The organism is Acinetobacter defluvii (assembly GCF_001704615.3).
In the GTDB taxonomy this organism is placed as follows: Bacteria; Pseudomonadota; Gammaproteobacteria; order Pseudomonadales; family Moraxellaceae; genus Acinetobacter; species Acinetobacter defluvii.
The window spans coordinates 3269134-3286063 of record NZ_CP029397.2 but is presented as its reverse complement, the minus strand read 5'-3'; the positions used below and the strand labels follow the sequence as shown (position 1 = coordinate 3286063).

The window sequence follows — 16930 nt, the reverse complement described above, 5'->3', positions numbered from 1 at the left end:
AAATGTTATTTCACATAGATTTAATTTGCCAAAATGGCTGCTTGGATATTGATTTTGTTTGGAATCAGTTTTTGTTGATAAAAAGCATCTGCGACAAACTGTTGTTCTTTGGCGACGTCATTGGAAATGGGTTTCACGCCAAAACCCATACGAGAAATCGAAGTATTCAACACATCCAATGCTAAACCTGTTGGTTTTTCTAAGAGCTTGGCTGCATCGACTTGATGCTGAGAAACCCATTGTGTGGTGGTATTTAATTCATTGACCACAATTTTTAAAATCTCAGGATGTTGCTCGGCAAACTTGCGGTCTGCAAGATAGAATTGATGGTTGCTGACAAGGTTTTCTCCTGTTGCTAAAACTTGTGCACCGAGTTGTTGTTCTGCTGCTGCAAAGAATGGATCCCAGATTACCCAAGCATCGACTGCACCTTTTTCAAAAGCAGCACGTGCATCGGCAGGAGGTAGATACACCACGTCAATGTCTTCAAGCTTTAAGTTATTGGCTTCTAAAACTTTTAACAGTAAGTAATGCACGTTAGAGCCTTTATTTAAAACAACTCTTTTGCCTTTTAAGTCTTGTACAGTTTTAATCGCTGAGTCTTGTGGAACGATTAATGCCTCTGCTTTGGGTGCGGCAGGTTGATTGGCGATATAAACTAAATTTGAGTTTGCCGCTTGTGCAAAGATTGGTGGTGCTTCTCCTGCTTCACCAAAAGACACACTACCGACATTTAAACCTTCTAGCAGCTGTGGACCTGCAGGGAATTCGACCCATTTCACAGTGACACCTTTTTCTTTCAAGGCTTTGTCTAAGTCACCACGTGCTTTGATGATGGGTAACAAACCATATTTTTGATAACCAATGTTTAAAGTCGTGGTGTCTGGTTGTTTTGAACACGCAGAGAGCATCATGATCGCAGCAAGACTGCTCCCGAGAACGGTGATTTTTTTCCAAGAAGGTTGAAAAATATGCCTCATGAACCAGATGCTCCTAAAACTTTAAATCTTAAAAAAGTGAATGAGCATCAGCTTAGACAAAATCGTATTTTCAAAAAAATAAGATTTCGATGATTAAATATGAAAAAAAAAGATAAAATGAGAAATGGAAAAGTTATCTAAAATTATGCAAATGAAAACTCGATTTAAAATTTAAATTATTTTTATAAAATATTGAAAATAATCATTTAAACTGATTTTTAAAATAAAAATATATAAACATTCTCATTTTTGCTAAGGACAAAATTAGAAATTTTATATTCTTAAATGAATATCCTTAGCAAAAATGAAGATAAAAAACCAATGTTTTAGACTTAAATCCGTTTATTAAACACCATTGAATTACGTTGATAATTATATAAAGCTTGGCGTGCTTCAGGTAATTCATCGACATTTGCCGCAGCAAAGCCATGCTCTAAAAACCAATGTGCTGTGCGTGTGGTCAACACAAATAGTTGCTGAATTTGCATTTGTTTGGCTTTTTCTTCTAAGAAATGCAGAATTTGACTCCCACGATTGGATTTGCGATAGCTTGGATGGACTGCAACACAAGCGATTTCAGCAGATTTTATTTCATTTGCTGAGGATGGAATGGGGTACAGCGCAGCACAAGCCAAAATTGTTCCATCTCGTTCAATCACAGCAAATTGTCCGATTTCATTTTCTAAACGTTCACGAGAACGATAGACCAAAATACCTTCTTCTTCGAGCGGACGTAATAAGTTGATCAAGCCACCTACATCGGCAATATTTGCCATACGTACTTCTTCATAATGCGCATCGGTGATCATGGTGCCATGCCCATCACGGGTAAACAGTTCTTCAATCAATGCGCCATCATAGGCATAAGACAGCAAATGCACACGATGCACTCCTTTAAGCGAAGCTTCTTTGGCATTCTGTAAATGCAAAGCAATTTCAGCATTTGAATCTTGGTATTTCAAAATATGTTGATCAAGCTGATGTGGCGTGATTTCACGCAATAAGTGCCCATGCTCATCCAATAAACCTTGTTGATTGCCCAAGAAAATCAGTTTATCTGCTTTTAAATGAATGGCTGTTTTGGTGGCAACTTCTTCTGCCAATAAATTAAAAACTTCCCCTGTAGTCGAATAACCCGTTGGACCGAGAACCACGATATTATGATTTTCTAAATGACGTTGAACTGCTTCCGTGTCGATGCTACGTACTTCGCCTGTCAGTTGAAAATCCACCCCATCACGAATACCATAAGGTTTTGCTGTGACAAAATTACCAGAAACAACATCAATGCGTGCACCAAACATCGGTGAGTTAGCCAGTCCCATCGACAGCAAAGCTTCGATTTGCAAGCGAATAGAGCCGACTGCATTCATCACAGAGGCTAAAGACTCGCGTGTGGTTACACGACGACTGAGGTGAATCGGGCTTTGAATGCCTTTTTCTTGTAAATTTTGTGTGATTTGTGGGCGTGCGCCATGCACTAAAATTAAATGAATTCCAAGAGAGTGCAGAAGGGCAATATCATGAATAATATGTTGGAAATTTTCATGTTGAACGGCTTCACCACCAAACATCAGCACAAAGGTTTTACCACGGTGGGCATTGATATAGGGCGCTGAATGGCGAAACCAATGCACATATTGTGGCGTTGTGCCGTGAGTGATTTCAGAATATTCAGGTTGCATATTGCCTATCTCAATGTGTGATGTTCAATCGACAATTCTAAACAAAAAATACAGGCTCAGCATAGCCTGAAAAAAAACACCTTATGCTCTTTAGGAAAAACATAAGGTGTTGGGAGAGTATTTTAAATTAACGGATAAGTTTGACAGTTTTGTGATCTGTGACTTTTAAGATTCCTACCTGCAACAAAGCCCAAATGCTTGGGCTTTACTCGGTGTAATTTTGGTATACGTAGATTAGCCAATAATACGAATAATACGGTTATTGCGCTCATTCACCAATACATAATCACCATTCACTTTGTACCACTGTTGATATTTGCCTGGTTTAGACAAATGGCGATAGTTTTTATAATTTACTTGATAACGTGATGAGCTGAATTGACTTGGTAAATACTGTCCTGAGCGCCACTCACGGCTTGGATTTACACGTTGATTACGCTCATAGCGATCATGGTGGTTGTTTTGATTCCAACGGTGATCATGTTTTTGATCCCATTTCGCTTGTTGAGCATAGCGGTAGTTATTTTGATGATCATAAGGTGCAGCAATCGCTGAGGTTGCAATGAATGCACTGATTGATAAAGCAATGCTCGTCAATACTTTGTTCATAAGATACTCCATTTCATTTAGATTTATTTCGATGAAATAAAAGTACGAAAAAATTGGAGATAAATGGTGAGGGAGATTTAGTTAAATTGTGAAATGTATGAAGATTTGATGAAGAATAGGATTGCACTTGAGGAGAGCCTAAGTTATTCCATTCAAAATAATTTTGGCTTTGTTATTTAAGCTTCTCAAAAACAAAAAAGCCCAAGCATTGGGCTTGAGCAAAAGATTAAAAATAACGATTACATTCCACGAATACCGACAATATTATTATTCTCAGAATCAACTAAAATATAATCATTATTAACCTTGTACCATTGTTGATTACGAGAAGGTTTTGGAAGATTGTTGTCTTTATAATCGACTTTATAACTATTACCACGGTAATGCTGCGGCATCACATAACCTGTTTGCCATTTATGCTGTTGTAAACGGCGAACACCTCGTTCTTCACGTTCACGACGTTGTTCTCTGATTTGGTCTTCATCCTGTTGAAAATCACGAAATCCTTTTTTATGACCTTGACCACGTTGTTCATAACCATCACGATGTGGACCTGCATGCGTCATTGTCGTTGTTGTAGCCAAAACACTGAAAGAAATTGCAAATGCAGTCAACATCTTTTTCATGATAAGCCCTCTTGAATATCGTTATTTTTACTCTGATTACTCTACAAGAAAATTGAAGAGAAACTGTGAAGAAAAATTGACTATTCCTTTAAAAATACAGAGATAATAAGAACAAATAAGATTATTTCCGAGCATCATATAATAAAAAGACGGCTTACGCCTATGTGCAATCCTGCTTTTAGTCGACAAGTTTTAAAAAAAATAGGTCAAGTTCATCTATAACAGATCAAGCAAAATGGGTTTCAAACCTCAAATGTTAGATAACCTATTTTTAGTACCATTGTGCTGACATATCCTCTAAATATTGTACTGCCTCAATCACCAGCGTGGCTTGCTCAGCGTCATCCAAAGCCAAAATGAGATGACAAGGAAGCTGAAATTGTTCGATACGTTGCATTAATTCTACTTTACGTTTTTGATCTGCCATAAGATGACCTCATCTCTAAAGATTTAAAAGATGATTGATGATAAGAATATTTTATTAATTTGAAAAACCGAATAATTTTATGGTTATGATTTGAAAAATAGATTGTAAATAAAAACACCCACTATTTTTTAAATAGCGAGTGTTCGGATGACTTAAAAAAGTTGGCTTTTAATCTTGTGCGTCAATACTTTGACCATTCATATGAATACTGTCTTCACCCATCAAATATAAATAAGCAGGCATGATGTTTTCAGGCGTTGGTAAAGTTTTTGGGTCTTCTGCTGGGTAGGCTTTGGCACGCATTGCTGTCCGTGTACCACCTGGATTAATACAATTAAAACGAATATTTGGATAAGTGCGTTCTTTTGCAAAAATTTGGCTGACAGCCTCAATGGCAATTTTTGAGACAGAATAAGCGCCCCATTCAGCACGTGCTTCACGTCCTACGCCAGAACTTGCAAAAACGACAGATGCATTTTCAGATTTTTCTAAAAGTGGCATTAACTCTTGGGTTAAAACGAAAGGCGCACGTAGATTTACAGCCATCACATCATCCCAAACTTCTTCTGGGTAATGCGCCAATTGCACACGTTCACCTAAAATACCAGCATTATGCAAAATACCATCTAAACGACCAAACTGTTGCTCTAAGGTCTGTACCAGCAGTTCATAATCTCGAGGTGATGCGGTCGAGAGCTGTAAAGGTAAAATTGCAGGTTGTGGTGCGCCTAAAGATTCGATTTCATCATAAATCACTTCGAGTTTGTTGAGCGTGCGACCATGTAAAACCACGGTTGCCCCATGTAGGGCATAACTCAACGCTGCGGCACGTCCAATACCGTCTCCCGCACCCGTAATCAGAATAATTTTATCCTTGAGTAAATCTGGGCGAGGTTGATATTCAGAATATTTCATGGGAGACCTCCTATAGTTGTTATGCTGTCATTATATTTTTGCATCCCGTTCAATCCCTACTAAGGTATTGATGGCATGATGTAGCTCAGTGACATTATGAACAATATCATCGGCGTGCCATGCATTTAAATCGTCTTTATGTTGCAAAGGTAAATACCCATAAGCCGCTAAAATGGTGTACATCTGGGCATTACGACCTGCATCAATATCTCGTGGATGATCACCTACATAAATAATCTGTTTCGCATCAATCTTCAAGTGCTTTGCAGCTAAATACATCGGCTCTGGGTCAGGTTTGGTATGTTTGACATCTTCAGGACAGACCAACACAGCACAACGTTCAGTTAAGTTTAAAGCTTTCAACAATGCTTCACTGAGCCAACGTGGTTTATTGGTGACAATGCCCCATGGGATTTGATGTTGCTCTAAATCTTCTAACAACGGATACATGCCTGCAAAAAGGTCAGTATCTACTGCAATATCTGCGCCATAAATATCTAAAAAACGTTGACGATGGGCTAAAAACACAGGGTCATCCACCTCTAGTTCAGGATAAACCAGTTTCACCATTGCTCGTGCGCCTTCAGACACTTGCGTGCGGATCAAGGCTGCATCGACAACTTCACAGCCTTTTTCACGGCACATATTTTGAAGAATACGAATAAAATCGGCTGCGGTATCAATCAAAGTTCCATCGAGATCAAACAGTACTGCTTTCATTGAGCAGACTCATTGGTGGTGTACACCATATAGTTGACATCTACATTTGGCGCTAACCAGTAATGTTTGGTCAATGGGTTGTAATGTAGCCCTGTCATGTCTTTGAGTTTTAAACCTGCACCACGAATGTCATGTGCAAGCTCAGATGGCTTAATAAATTTATGATAATCATGTGTACCACGTTTGAGTAAGCGCAAAACATACTCTGCACCCACAATGGCAAATAAATAAGATTTTGGATTACGATTAATGGTCGAGAAGAACACATGACCATTCGGTTTGACCAGTTTTTGGCAGGCTTGAATGATCGATGCTGGATCAGGTACATGCTCTAACATTTCCATACAAGTCACGATGTCATATTGACCTGCTTGTTCTTCAGCGAGTTGTTCTACAGGAATTTGGCGATATTCAATATTGTGTACATTTTCTTGTTCTGCATGTAAACGAGCGACATTGAGTGGAGCTGCACCCATATCGATGCCCAGTACATCTGCACCACGACGTGCCATGCTTTCTGCCAAAATACCACCACCACAGCCGACATCAAGGATTTTTTTACCTGTTAAACCGCCCGCATGTTCATCAATCCAGTTTAAACGCAGTGGATTAATTTGGTGTAATGGGCGGAACTCTGCGTGCTGATCCCACCATAAGGCTGCAAGTGCTTCGAATTTTGCAATTTCTTGTGGATCAACATTGAGTTGCGACATGGGAGCCACCTCTGGGTCATTTGTTTTAATAAAAAATTAAGTTTAACTATGCTAGTGTACCCATAATTCTGAAAAAAGCGATGAATCGTGTAAAAAAGTTCACAGAAGGAAAACGATTTTCCCATATTTGTTTTATAGTTACTGCATAAGCTAGACAAAATGATATTAGAGGACAAAAACTGAAATGAAAAAGTTAATTTTAAGTAGTATGACGACCATGCTAATGGCATTTTCTGTAAATGCAATGGCTGCTGATTTTGTTGCTGGAAAAGATTATACCGTGGTACAAAATCCTGGCAAAGTTGATGTGCCTGGCAAAATCGAAGTGCGTGAATTTTTTTGGTACGGTTGCCCACACTGTTTTAAATTAGAGCCACATATGCAAGCATGGCTGAAAAAGATTCCTAAAGATGTGAACTTTGTGCGTACCCCTGCTTCTATGAATCCACTTTGGGAACAAGGCGCTCGTGCGTATTTTGTTTCTGAAGCACTTGGTGTGCGTAAACGTACCCATTTACCATTATTCCATGCCAATGGTACGGGGCAGCAAATTCTACAAAAAGATCAATTTGCTAAATTCTTTACCAAATATGGTATTCCTGAGGCGAAATTTAACAGCACTTATAATTCATTTGCGATCACTGCCAAAGTATCACAAGCGAACAAACTGGCGCAGCAATATCAGTTGAGTGGTGTCCCAGCAGTTGTGGTAAATGGTAAATATGTGGTGCAAGGCGAAGACCAAAAAGTCGTGCAAGTGGTTGAATACTTAATCAATAAAGAACGTAAATAAGTATTTAAATACAATAAACCCGCAACAAGCGGGTTTATTTTGATCTTTACTTGTCGTTATTGTTGGAAACTTGAATCTTTGTATTCGCTACTTTTAGTACTTTCCCAATTTAAAATTCCTCTCAAAATAAAGCGAATTTGGGTCACAGACTGCTTTTTAAACACCATTTTTTGTAATTCCAACTCAATCCCAGCATATTGTCGGTTTAAGCTGAGCCATGACATTGCCCATGTAAAAGAAGAATTAATCAGTAAACTGGTGAAAACACGTAAGTCATTTTCATTTTGAAAATGTTCAAATAGTTCTAATTTTTTTAAATTGCTGCTGAGGTCATCATTGAGATAATGAATTTCTCGCTCAATCGCATGTCGTACTGCTTCTGAACCACCCCAACGTTCCGCAATCATAAAAATCCACTGTTGTGGATACTGTTCAACGGCTTCAAAAAACAAATCCATCGTGGTTTGTGTTTTAGCTTCAGGCAAAGCCAAACCTTGTGCGAGCTGATGCAAAACATTTTTTAAATACAATGCCACTTGGTCGACCAACTCTTTGCCTAATTCTTCCATGTCTTGGAAATGTCGATAAAACGCAGTAGGCACTAAACCCACTTCACGTGCCACTTCACGCAGGCTGATACTCGCAAATGAACGACCTGATGTGCTTAAGCTAAGCGCAGCATCTAGTAAAGCCTGACGACTTTGCTGTTTGCGTTCATCCCGAATTGACATTGTTTCACCTTCATTTTTGCGATGACAAGAGTTTATCAAATAAACCTACAAATTAAACGACGAATGTCAGTGAACAGATGTTGACTCAATTTAAAAATAAGTATAGTTTACGACTGTTCACTAAAAGAACGTATGTTCACTCAATAAATAGCCAGCATAAAGAGGAACGCAACATGAGTAAACTAATGGCAATGCAAACGCTGTCATATCAACCTGAATGGGTGCGTGAAGATTTCGTTGATTTTATCGCAGCAAAGATCAATCCGCTTTGGGCGTGGAAAAAGGTCAAAGCTTCCATCGTCAAAACTCGGGCACTTAGTCCTGACTTTTATCAAATTGAATTACGTCCCAACCGTAATTTTAAATACCAACAACTACAAGCAGGACAAAGTGTTTTAGTGACTGTGGTGATCGAAGGTGTACGTCAGCAACGCCATTATTCGATCGTCAAAGTTTTAGCCAATGGTGACATTATTTTAGCCGTGAAACGCCAAGGTAAAGTGTCTAAAGCACTTTCTGAACTTACATTTGGTAGCATTGTGGAAATTTCACAAGCACAAGGTGAATTCACACTAAATCAGGAGCATACAGCATTATTATTGATTGCTTCAGGCAGTGGAATCAGTGCCATTTATTCACTCTTACAGGCAGCTTTAAAGCAGTCAAAGCGTGAAATTTCTATGTTGTATTTTAGTCGGGATGAGGCATTTCATGCAGAATTACAACACTTGGCGACACACTATCCCCAGCTCAGCTATCAACATTTTAATACCTTAAAAACCAAACAACATTTAAATATTGAACTGCTTGAACAATATGTTGCCGATTTTAAACAACGTCAAACCTATGCTTGTGGTGCAAACGGTATGATGCAAAGTCTGCAACAGATTTATACCGATCTAAAAATACAAAACCAGCTTAAACAAGAATATTTTCAAGTGCTTGCAGATGAAAACCTAACTGAGCAATCCGTGACTTTTTTACGCGCACAACAACAGTTTTTAGCCAAAACCAATCTACTTGAAAGTGCTGAACAAGCAGGCTTAAAACCTACACATGGGTGTCGTATGGGGGTGTGCAATACCTGTACCTGTACCAAAGTCAGTGGTTCAACCAAAAATATGCTCACAGGTGAGATTGACCATGCTGCTAATACTCAAATTAAGTTATGTATCAGCCAAGCACTGAGTCCAGTGATCATTAACCTTTAATCAATCTATCGTAGTGTTTAAAAAAATCGGGAGAAAAACAATGAATATGTCCATAAATTTTGAAAATTCCTCTAAATCTAAGCATTTAAGCCCTGAACAAATCGTTGAGTTTGGTCAGCGTGTCGATGAAATCCGTCGCGAGGTGATGGACAGTTTAGGTGAACAAGATGCGCAGTATATTTATAAAATCCGTAATTTTGTCCGTTATAGCGAGATCGCTTCTCGTGGCATGTTGATGTTTGCAGGGTGGTTACCGCCTGTGTGGGTAATTGGCACAGGCTTATTGGGGCTTTCTAAAATTGTAGAAAATATGGAACTGGGTCATAACGTAATGCATGGTCAGTTTGATTGGCTCAATGATCCGAGTTTAAACGGTGCAAATTATGACTGGGACACCATGGCAACAGGGGATGATTGGAAATATACCCATAATTATGTGCATCATACCTATACCAATATTGTCGGCATGGATCATGATGTAGGTTATGGTTTGTTGCGTGTGAGTGAGTCGCAAAAATGGGAGCCTCGTTTCTTATTTAATATTCCTTTAGCGATTCAATTGATGGTGTTTTTTGAGTGGTATGTTGGTGTGCAAAATCTACACTTAGAAGATGTTTTGGTTTATAAGACCAAAACGTGGAAGCAAGTGTGGGCGGATGCAACAAAATTTCGTAAAAAAGCCCGCCGTCAGATTTTAAAAGATTATGTGTTTTTTCCTGTGATTGCCGGACCAAATGCGATTCCAGTTTTTGCAGGAAATGCGGTAGCGAATATCATTCGTAGCTTATGGGCATCAGCAGTGATTTTTAATGGTCACTTTACTGAGGACGCTGAAACATTTGAGCCTGATAATACTGAAAATGAAACACGTGCTGAGTGGTATTTACGGCAAATTCGTGGCTCGAGTAATTTTAGTGGGGCAGAGTGGTTACATATTTTAAGTGGAAATTTGAGTCATCAAATTGAGCATCATTTATTCCCAGATATGCCAGCCAACCGTTATGCGGAAGTTGCACCGAAGATCAAGGCTTTATGTGCTGAATATGGCATTCACTATAATGAAGCTAATTTCTTTCAGCAGTTTTGGAGTGTTTGGGTGCGTTTAGCCAAGTGTTCTTTACCAAATCATATCACGGCTAAAATTATGCAGTCAGTGCAAAAAGTGAAGGGCATTTTTGCTTAGTTTCGCTTAAGAATACTTTGAAAATTTAAGTTACAAATATGCGTGGAACATGAATAATCTATAAAAAAGTTCAGATCGATAGATCTGGACTTTTTAATATGTTCTAAGGTTATGATTTATGATATGAAATTGAAGCTATGTCGCATAAGTTGTATTATGCTGATTTTAGAAATTCTAATATGTAAGAGCATAATGCTATGCAAACTTTAAAGGTCTACGGATTAACATATAATTGGACTACTTATAAAACTTTAAATTTCAAAGAAATACATGGGTTAAATTTTGATAATGATGAAATTGAAGTTCTAGAAATTCAAAGTCCAGATTGTGATTTTCATATTGTTATTCGTATAGATACACATAAATATCTAAGATTATCAGAAAACTATAATTGGCTTAAAAAAATCCTAAGATGTCCTAAACATCACTCTATTTATATTCGTTATTTGATGAGCATGCTCATTCTCGGAACGTATTTTTCTAAAAAATATCATATCACTCAAACTGGAATACGACTGTATCTTGCTCGACATAGGGTTCGTCATATTGGTGAGGGAGAAATCGAAAATAAACATATTGAAAAGCTTATACAATTTATCAATAGTGACCGCTTTAAACCATACATCACAAATTCTAGTGGAACAGCTATTTTAAGAGAAGCATCTGAAAATGAAGTAATTCAAATAATCTCCATTTAATATAATTGCGCTTATGAGAAATTCAATTATTAATTTTTATCACATGTTACCTAAGGCATAAGTTTGGTACTGTATCTTTGTCTGAGAAATTTTAGACAAACTGTATTTTTATTTGCCAACGCCAAAAACACCATCTTGTAACAAAACCATCACCTTATCATCTGCTATACTATGTCGCATTATTTTTCAGTAAACGAAGGATTTACTATGCGTCTTGACCAACGTGCATTAGACCAATTACGTGATGTCAAAATCACCCGTAACTACACACGTTATGCAGAAGGTTCTGTATTGGTTGAATTTGGTCATACAAAAGTGCTGTGTACTGCGAGTATTGACAACTCAGTACCACGTTTTTTAAAAGGTCAAGGACAAGGTTGGGTCACTGCTGAATACGGCATGTTGCCACGTTCTACTCATACCCGTAGTGACCGTGAAGCTGCACGTGGTAAACAATCAGGACGTACCCAAGAAATCCAGCGTTTGATTGGTCGTAGCTTACGTGCCATGGTTGACCTTAAAAAACTTGGTGAAAATACGATTACCATCGACTGTGATGTGATCCAAGCTGATGGTGGGACACGTACAGCATCGATTACAGGCGCAGCAGTGGCTTTGATTGATGCCATGAACGTATTGCTTGAAAAGAAAAAAATTAAACAAGACCCTTTAAAAGGCTTGGTTGCTGCGATTTCAGTTGGCATTTATAAAGATGAAGTGTTGCTTGATCTTTGCTATGAAGAAGACTCAAACTGCCAAACAGACTTAAATGTGGTGATGACCCAAGCAGGCGAGTTTATTGAAATTCAGGGTACTGCGGAAGAAAAACCATTCACCCGTGCACAATCAAATGCCATGCTCGAAATGGCGGAAAAAGGCATTGCAGAACTCGTGAAAAAACAACAAGAAGCATTGGGTTGGTAAATTTTTGCTTGAAAATAAACGCATCTTCGGATGCGTTTTTTATTTTCTGAATCAAAAATCAACTTCATGAAATTGACATTAAAGTTTCACCCTATTGTCATTGCTGTCCTATTGACTATGCCTATCTTTAATTCATGGATAGACAAATGCGAAATATCTTTCTCGTATTCATTGCAAGTATCAGCATGTTACTCAGCGCATGTAATGATGATAATGACGATCATTCGACTACACCTGAGCCACCAAAACCATCCACCTGTAAAGCACACTGTGCACCATAATAATAAATGAAGGTAACTCAAATGAATCGTCGTGATTTTTTAATTAACTCTAGCAAAACCATGTTTGGTGCTGCTGCACTGGCAAGCTTTCCTGCTAGTATTCAAAAAGCTTTGGCGATTGATGCCAAAGTTGAAACAGGCACAATTCAAGATGTCAAACACGTGGTGATTTTGACCCAAGAAAATCGTTCTTTTGATAATTATTTTGGTACCTTAAAAGGCGTACGAGGTTTTGGTGATCGCTTTACCATTCCATTGTCAAATGGACGTAAAGTTTGGGAACAGTATGATAAAAATAAAAATAAAGTTCTGCCTTATCATTTAGACAGTAAATTAGGCAATGCACAGCGTGTCAGTGGTACACCACATTCTTGGAAAGATGGGCAAGATGCATGGGATGCTGGGCGGATGGGCAATTGGGTGGAACACAAACAACCGCAATCGATGGGATATTACAAACAAGTCGAATTAGAATACCAATTTGCACTCGCCAATGCATTTACCATTTGTGATGCTTATCACTGTGCAATGCATGCAGGTACCAACCCGAATCGAAAATTTATTTGGACAGGCACCAATGGTCCAACAGGTGCCAATGTTGCAAGTGTCGTAAATGAATTTGATGCGATGGGTGCATCTACAGTCGGCTATGATTGGATGACTTATCCTGAGCGTTTGCAACAAGCAGGGGTGACATGGAAGGTTTATCAAGCTATGCCTGATAACTTTACCGACAATCCATTGGCTGGTTTTAAACAATACCGTCGTGCGAATGAGCTATCAGGTCAACCTGTGAGCCATGATGATGTGAAAAGCCCAGCTTATGATGAAAGAATTGATGCGACTCAGCCATTATATAAAGGCATTGCTAATACCATGCCCGATGGGGGCTTTTTACAAGCCTTAAAAGACGATATTGCACAAAAGAAATTACCACAAGTGAGCTGGATTGTTGCACCTGCAACTTATAGTGAACATCCTGGACCATCAAGCCCAGTACAAGGGGCGTGGTATATTCAAGAATTATTAAATGCATTGACTGCCAACCCAGAAGTATGGAGCCAAACCGTACTTTTGGTGAATTTTGATGAAAATGATGGGTTCTTTGATCATATTCCATCGCCAAGTGCACCATCGCGTGATGAAAAAGGCAATCTTCAAGGTAAAACCACATTAAGCAATAACCAATTAGCATTTGAATATTTTGATCATGTCGCAGTGGCAGGGTCTAAATCTCAACCTCAACCCGATGGTCGTGTGTATGGACCTGGGGTTCGAGTACCTATGTATGTAATTTCACCTTGGAGCCGTGGTGGATGGGTCAATTCTCAAGTATTTGACCATACTTCTGTGATTCGTTTCTTAGAAGAGCGTTTTGCAGTAAAAGAACCCAATATCAGTCCTTATCGTCGTGCGGTTTGCGGTGATTTGACGACAGCATTTAATTTTAAAACCCCAAACACCTCTGCTTTACCGACCTTAGCAGGTCAAAAAACCAAAGATCAGGCAGATGCAATTCGTCAGGCGCAAGCAGCTTTACCACAGGTGGCTCGACCAAATTCGGAGATTTTTCCTGAACAAGAAATAGGTGTGCGTCCATCTAAAGCATTACCTTATATTCTACATACCAGTGCCAAAGTCGATGCAGCAACACAAAACGTTAAATTGATGTTTTCAAATACAGGGACTCAAGCTGCAGTATTTCATGTTTATGATCGTTTAAACCTAAATGCGATTCCAAAACGTTACATGGTGGAAGCAGGCAAGCAACTAGAGGATGTATGGACGAGATTGAATGACAAATATGACTTGTGGGTGTTGGGACCGAATGGTTTCCATCGTAGTTTTACGGGGGATTTAACTGAAAAAAATCAGCAAGAAAGTCTACCTGAAATTCGTATTTGTGTAGAAGAATGTAGTTATAAACTGACTCTAAAAGTACGTAATGATGCCAATAAAACTGCCAAACTTATCGTGAAAGCCAATGCCTATTTACCCAATAAAACGTGGGAAATTGAAACCCATACAACCGAGCAAGCCTTAGTTTTAGATATGACTGAGTTTGGGGGCTGGTATGATTTCACGGTGAGTATGCAGCATGATTCATCTTTTAGTCGTCGTTTTGCAGGTCGTATTGAAAATAATAAGGATTCGATTTCAGATCCATATATGGGTATTCAGGTTTAAAACCGATATGATTCAATAAGGTGCTATGGCACCTTATTGTTATTCAATGCGTTCAACATGTTTAAGATTTACATTTCCCCACATAAAAATATGGTTGATGTAACTTTTTCTCGAAAAAATCAGCATGCTTTATTTTTAGACTGGTTATCTTTAGAAATGACAAAGTGAGGAAATATGAATTTATTGATTATTGCCATGATGGTGGCAACATTTGTGTTAATGACTACAGCGCCCCGTTCAGTACAAGACCTTTAGCAAATATCTGAATAGCAGTATTCTTCTCAACAGGTTAAAGTACAACAGCAAAAAGCTTCTAAAAATTCAACTAAGAATTCTGAAGCTTAATCGCAAAATATTCTTATAATGCAGCCTGATTGGCTTCTAAACTCGGACGCATCACCTGATAACTAAAGTTTTTTCCATCTAAAATATCAAGATTTAGAGTTTTATACTCCTTTAATAACTGTGCTGCATTGCCTTCACAAGTTTTAGTCATGTGATTGCCAGTTTTATGAATTGCTGCATAACATGCATTCACTTTTTGAATAAATTGGTAGTACGGTGACAGTGGCACATGCGCTGCTTTTAATACCTGAGGCGCAAGAAAATGCGCTGAGATAAACGGTTCAGCCCATTGCTTTTTATTTAGTGGGAAATTACTCCAAATTGCCAAAGGTGTTTGGTAAAAACGGACATCGTTTTTTTCAGTTTTGGCTTGTTCAGTGCCCCAAAAACCATATTCATCGTAGACGTTTTGTAGGTTAGGCAAATGATCACCAAAGAAAATCACGATAGTTGGACGCTCTAACTGTTGGGCAGAATCAAGTAAGGCTTTTAAATGCTGATCAGCACGTTGCATACCTGATAAATAGGTATTTAAAGCGCGTTTCGATCGATCACTAATACCAGACTTGGTAATTTTAAAATTATTTGCACCAAAACGGTCATCATTATACATCGGATGATTTTCGACACTAATGGCATAAATAAATTGTGGTTGATCCTGCTGTTTGAGTTGTTGTTGAATACTGTTATAAATCAACTCATCATTCGCCCAACCTGCTTGGTTGATATATTTTGCACGCTGTGCGGCACTGACCATATTTTCAATCGAGGTAAATTGCTGAAAACCTAGGTTTTGATAAACGCTGCTGCGATTGTAAAAATATTTACCATTGTTATGCATAGCAGTGGTGTTATAACCCAAACTATTTAAATACATCGCCAATGAATAGGTTGGACGTTTTAATTTCGCCACGTATGCCAACTGATTTTGATTTAAATGGGTGTTTAAACTGGTCAATACCTCAAATTCGACATTGGCAGTGCCACCACCAAAACTTGGTGATAGCAATTGACTTACCTGATTTTTTGCAATGGTCGGGGTGATGTTTGTAGGAATTGATGGATCGAGTTTTGTCGCATCCCAATGTGATTCACTCATTACAAAAATAATATTGGGCAATACCTTGTCTGAATCTACATTATTTTGATTTTTAGTATTTGCTACAATCGGTGGTGTCAGTAAGCTTTGAATCTTTGCTTCAGGAATATGTGCTGTATTGGAAACTTTGGCTTTAATACCATCTACAGTTTTTGAAAAGAAAAATGCACTAAAGCCAAGTTGGCGAATATTCATATGATCGCCGACCCAATCGCTGTGTGTATTGGGTAAATAAATATTGTATTTACATAGACTTGGTTTATTTTCATCTGAGCAGATTTCACTAAAATTATTTTGAAAATTTGCAGTAACAAAGAAGCCTAAAATCGAAAAAGATAACATTGCATTGAGCCAAAGCAATGTATTGTTTTCTGCACGTTCTTTTTTATATAACCCCCACATGAGTGCGATACAGATGATCAGCCCTGCAAAAAAAGCTAATTTTAAGAGCATCGGTGCCGCAATTAAAGTTTCCTTTGCCAGTAAAAAATCACTAGGAATCAAACTTGCAGACAAGTATTGTTCTTTTTTGATATTGATCAAAGTTAAAATAAAGATCAATACTTGGCTGACTAAAATCGTGGCAAAAGTACGTCTTAAAACCACATAAATCAAACTAATCAAAGCATAATTTAAGAGTACTGAAAAACCATATTTAAATAGACGTAACTTTCGATAAGCCTCAGGCAAGTTCAAGAAATGTTGAATATTTTCTTGATATAGAAAAAAAGCCAAGATTGATACAAAAGCCACAAGTAAAAAAAGTACTTGTTGTCTTAAAGTCTTCATTTGCAGAAAGAAGT

The 16930-nt window shown here is 38.2% G+C and carries 17 protein-coding genes; 7 read left to right on the top strand and 10 right to left on the bottom strand.

The annotated features are described in order from the left end of the window. Nucleotides 1–20: 20 nt before the first annotated feature. The 8 genes from DJ533_RS18225 to ubiG form a co-directional block, all read right to left on the bottom strand. Nucleotides 21–980 carry a sulfonate ABC transporter substrate-binding protein gene (locus DJ533_RS18225; RefSeq protein ID WP_065994545.1) on the bottom strand — a complete coding sequence of 320 codons (960 nt, stop codon included), beginning with the start codon at nt 978–980 and terminating at the stop codon, nt 21–23. 332 nt (nt 981–1312) lie between these two features. Then, nucleotides 1313–2665: an amino-acid N-acetyltransferase gene (gene argA, locus DJ533_RS18220; protein WP_065994544.1), complete on the bottom strand. Its 1353-nt coding sequence runs from the start codon at nt 2663–2665 to the stop codon at nt 1313–1315. 234 nt (nt 2666–2899) lie between these two features. After that, nucleotides 2900–3274, bottom strand: coding sequence for an RcnB family protein (locus tag DJ533_RS18215; RefSeq protein WP_065994543.1), 375 nt, complete (start codon nt 3272–3274; stop codon nt 2900–2902). A 239-nt stretch (nt 3275–3513) separates the two neighbouring features. After that, complete coding sequence (locus tag DJ533_RS18210; protein WP_065994542.1) at nt 3514–3900, bottom strand: RcnB family protein; 387 nt, start codon at nt 3898–3900, stop codon at nt 3514–3516. Nucleotides 3901–4171: 271 nt separating this feature from the next. Next, nucleotides 4172–4327 (bottom strand): hypothetical protein, encoded by a 156-nt coding sequence (locus DJ533_RS18755; RefSeq protein ID WP_171488581.1) that lies wholly within the window; start codon nt 4325–4327, stop codon nt 4172–4174. Nucleotides 4328–4495: 168 nt separating this feature from the next. Beyond that, complete coding sequence (locus DJ533_RS18205; protein WP_065994541.1) at nt 4496–5242, bottom strand: YciK family oxidoreductase; 747 nt, start codon at nt 5240–5242, stop codon at nt 4496–4498. Between the two features lie 30 nt (nt 5243–5272). After that, a complete protein-coding gene (locus DJ533_RS18200; protein ID WP_065994540.1) occupies nt 5273–5962 on the bottom strand; it encodes an HAD family hydrolase in 690 nt (229 codons plus the stop codon). Beyond that, on the bottom strand, nt 5959–6675 hold the full coding sequence (gene ubiG / locus DJ533_RS18195) for a bifunctional 2-polyprenyl-6-hydroxyphenol methylase/3-demethylubiquinol 3-O-methyltransferase UbiG (protein ID WP_065994539.1): 717 nt from the start codon (nt 6673–6675) through the stop codon (nt 5959–5961). The genes DJ533_RS18200 and ubiG overlap by 4 nt, the downstream gene beginning before the upstream one ends. A gap of 184 nt (nt 6676–6859) precedes the next feature. Between ubiG and DJ533_RS18190 the strand changes: the two genes are divergently transcribed. Then, on the top strand, nt 6860–7468 hold the full coding sequence (locus DJ533_RS18190; RefSeq protein ID WP_065994538.1) for a thiol:disulfide interchange protein DsbA/DsbL: 609 nt from the start codon (nt 6860–6862) through the stop codon (nt 7466–7468). 56 nt (nt 7469–7524) lie between these two features. On the opposite strand, the gene DJ533_RS18185 is transcribed toward DJ533_RS18190, so the two are convergent. Next, a complete protein-coding gene (locus DJ533_RS18185) occupies nt 7525–8199 on the bottom strand; it encodes a TetR family transcriptional regulator (RefSeq protein ID WP_065994537.1) in 675 nt (224 codons plus the stop codon). Nucleotides 8200–8372: 173 nt separating this feature from the next. Here DJ533_RS18185 and DJ533_RS18180 point away from each other — a divergent pair, with 173 nt between their 5' ends. From DJ533_RS18180 to DJ533_RS18160, 6 genes are all read left to right on the top strand, one after another. Beyond that, nucleotides 8373–9410, top strand: coding sequence for a flavin reductase family protein (locus DJ533_RS18180; RefSeq protein ID WP_228716505.1), 1038 nt, complete (start codon nt 8373–8375; stop codon nt 9408–9410). Between the two features lie 40 nt (nt 9411–9450). Further along, entirely contained in the window at nt 9451–10593 is a 1143-nt protein-coding gene (locus DJ533_RS18175) for a fatty acid desaturase family protein (RefSeq protein WP_065994536.1), read from the top strand. Between the two features lie 197 nt (nt 10594–10790). Beyond that, nucleotides 10791–11291: a hypothetical protein gene (locus DJ533_RS18170; protein WP_065994535.1), complete on the top strand. Its 501-nt coding sequence runs from the start codon at nt 10791–10793 to the stop codon at nt 11289–11291. A gap of 207 nt (nt 11292–11498) precedes the next feature. Beyond that, a complete protein-coding gene (rph, locus tag DJ533_RS18165) occupies nt 11499–12215 on the top strand; it encodes a ribonuclease PH (protein ID WP_065994534.1) in 717 nt (238 codons plus the stop codon). Between the two features lie 146 nt (nt 12216–12361). Further along, entirely contained in the window at nt 12362–12496 is a 135-nt protein-coding gene (locus DJ533_RS19075) for a hypothetical protein (protein ID WP_267285736.1), read from the top strand. A gap of 21 nt (nt 12497–12517) precedes the next feature. Continuing rightward, complete coding sequence (locus DJ533_RS18160) at nt 12518–14683, top strand: phosphocholine-specific phospholipase C (RefSeq protein ID WP_065994533.1); 2166 nt, start codon at nt 12518–12520, stop codon at nt 14681–14683. A 358-nt stretch (nt 14684–15041) separates the two neighbouring features. Here DJ533_RS18160 and DJ533_RS18155 read toward each other — a convergent pair whose 3' ends face one another. Next, a complete protein-coding gene (locus DJ533_RS18155) occupies nt 15042–16916 on the bottom strand; it encodes an LTA synthase family protein (protein WP_065994532.1) in 1875 nt (624 codons plus the stop codon). Nucleotides 16917–16930 lie beyond the last annotated feature (14 nt).

What these genes read in the sequence shown, in the direction of transcription:
- DJ533_RS18225 (WP_065994545.1), bottom strand. Translation starts at nt 980, where the DNA reads ATGAGGCATATTTTTCAACCTTCTTGGAAAAAAATCACCGTTCTCGGG.
- argA (WP_065994544.1), bottom strand. Translation starts at nt 2,665, where the DNA reads ATGCAACCTGAATATTCTGAAATCACTCACGGCACAACGCCACAATAT.
- DJ533_RS18215 (WP_065994543.1), bottom strand. Translation starts at nt 3,274, where the DNA reads ATGAACAAAGTATTGACGAGCATTGCTTTATCAATCAGTGCATTCATT.
- DJ533_RS18210 (WP_065994542.1), bottom strand. Translation starts at nt 3,900, where the DNA reads ATGAAAAAGATGTTGACTGCATTTGCAATTTCTTTCAGTGTTTTGGCT.
- DJ533_RS18755 (WP_171488581.1), bottom strand. Translation starts at nt 4,327, where the DNA reads ATGGCAGATCAAAAACGTAAAGTAGAATTAATGCAACGTATCGAACAA.
- DJ533_RS18205 (WP_065994541.1), bottom strand. Translation starts at nt 5,242, where the DNA reads ATGAAATATTCTGAATATCAACCTCGCCCAGATTTACTCAAGGATAAA.
- DJ533_RS18200 (WP_065994540.1), bottom strand. Translation starts at nt 5,962, where the DNA reads ATGAAAGCAGTACTGTTTGATCTCGATGGAACTTTGATTGATACCGCA.
- ubiG (WP_065994539.1), bottom strand. Translation starts at nt 6,675, where the DNA reads ATGTCGCAACTCAATGTTGATCCACAAGAAATTGCAAAATTCGAAGCA.
- DJ533_RS18190 (WP_065994538.1), top strand. Translation starts at nt 6,860, where the DNA reads ATGAAAAAGTTAATTTTAAGTAGTATGACGACCATGCTAATGGCATTT.
- DJ533_RS18185 (WP_065994537.1), bottom strand. Translation starts at nt 8,199, where the DNA reads ATGTCAATTCGGGATGAACGCAAACAGCAAAGTCGTCAGGCTTTACTA.
- DJ533_RS18180 (WP_228716505.1), top strand. Translation starts at nt 8,373, where the DNA reads ATGAGTAAACTAATGGCAATGCAAACGCTGTCATATCAACCTGAATGG.
- DJ533_RS18175 (WP_065994536.1), top strand. Translation starts at nt 9,451, where the DNA reads ATGAATATGTCCATAAATTTTGAAAATTCCTCTAAATCTAAGCATTTA.
- DJ533_RS18170 (WP_065994535.1), top strand. Translation starts at nt 10,791, where the DNA reads ATGCAAACTTTAAAGGTCTACGGATTAACATATAATTGGACTACTTAT.
- rph (WP_065994534.1), top strand. Translation starts at nt 11,499, where the DNA reads ATGCGTCTTGACCAACGTGCATTAGACCAATTACGTGATGTCAAAATC.
- DJ533_RS19075 (WP_267285736.1), top strand. Translation starts at nt 12,362, where the DNA reads ATGCGAAATATCTTTCTCGTATTCATTGCAAGTATCAGCATGTTACTC.
- DJ533_RS18160 (WP_065994533.1), top strand. Translation starts at nt 12,518, where the DNA reads ATGAATCGTCGTGATTTTTTAATTAACTCTAGCAAAACCATGTTTGGT.
- DJ533_RS18155 (WP_065994532.1), bottom strand. Translation starts at nt 16,916, where the DNA reads ATGAAGACTTTAAGACAACAAGTACTTTTTTTACTTGTGGCTTTTGTA.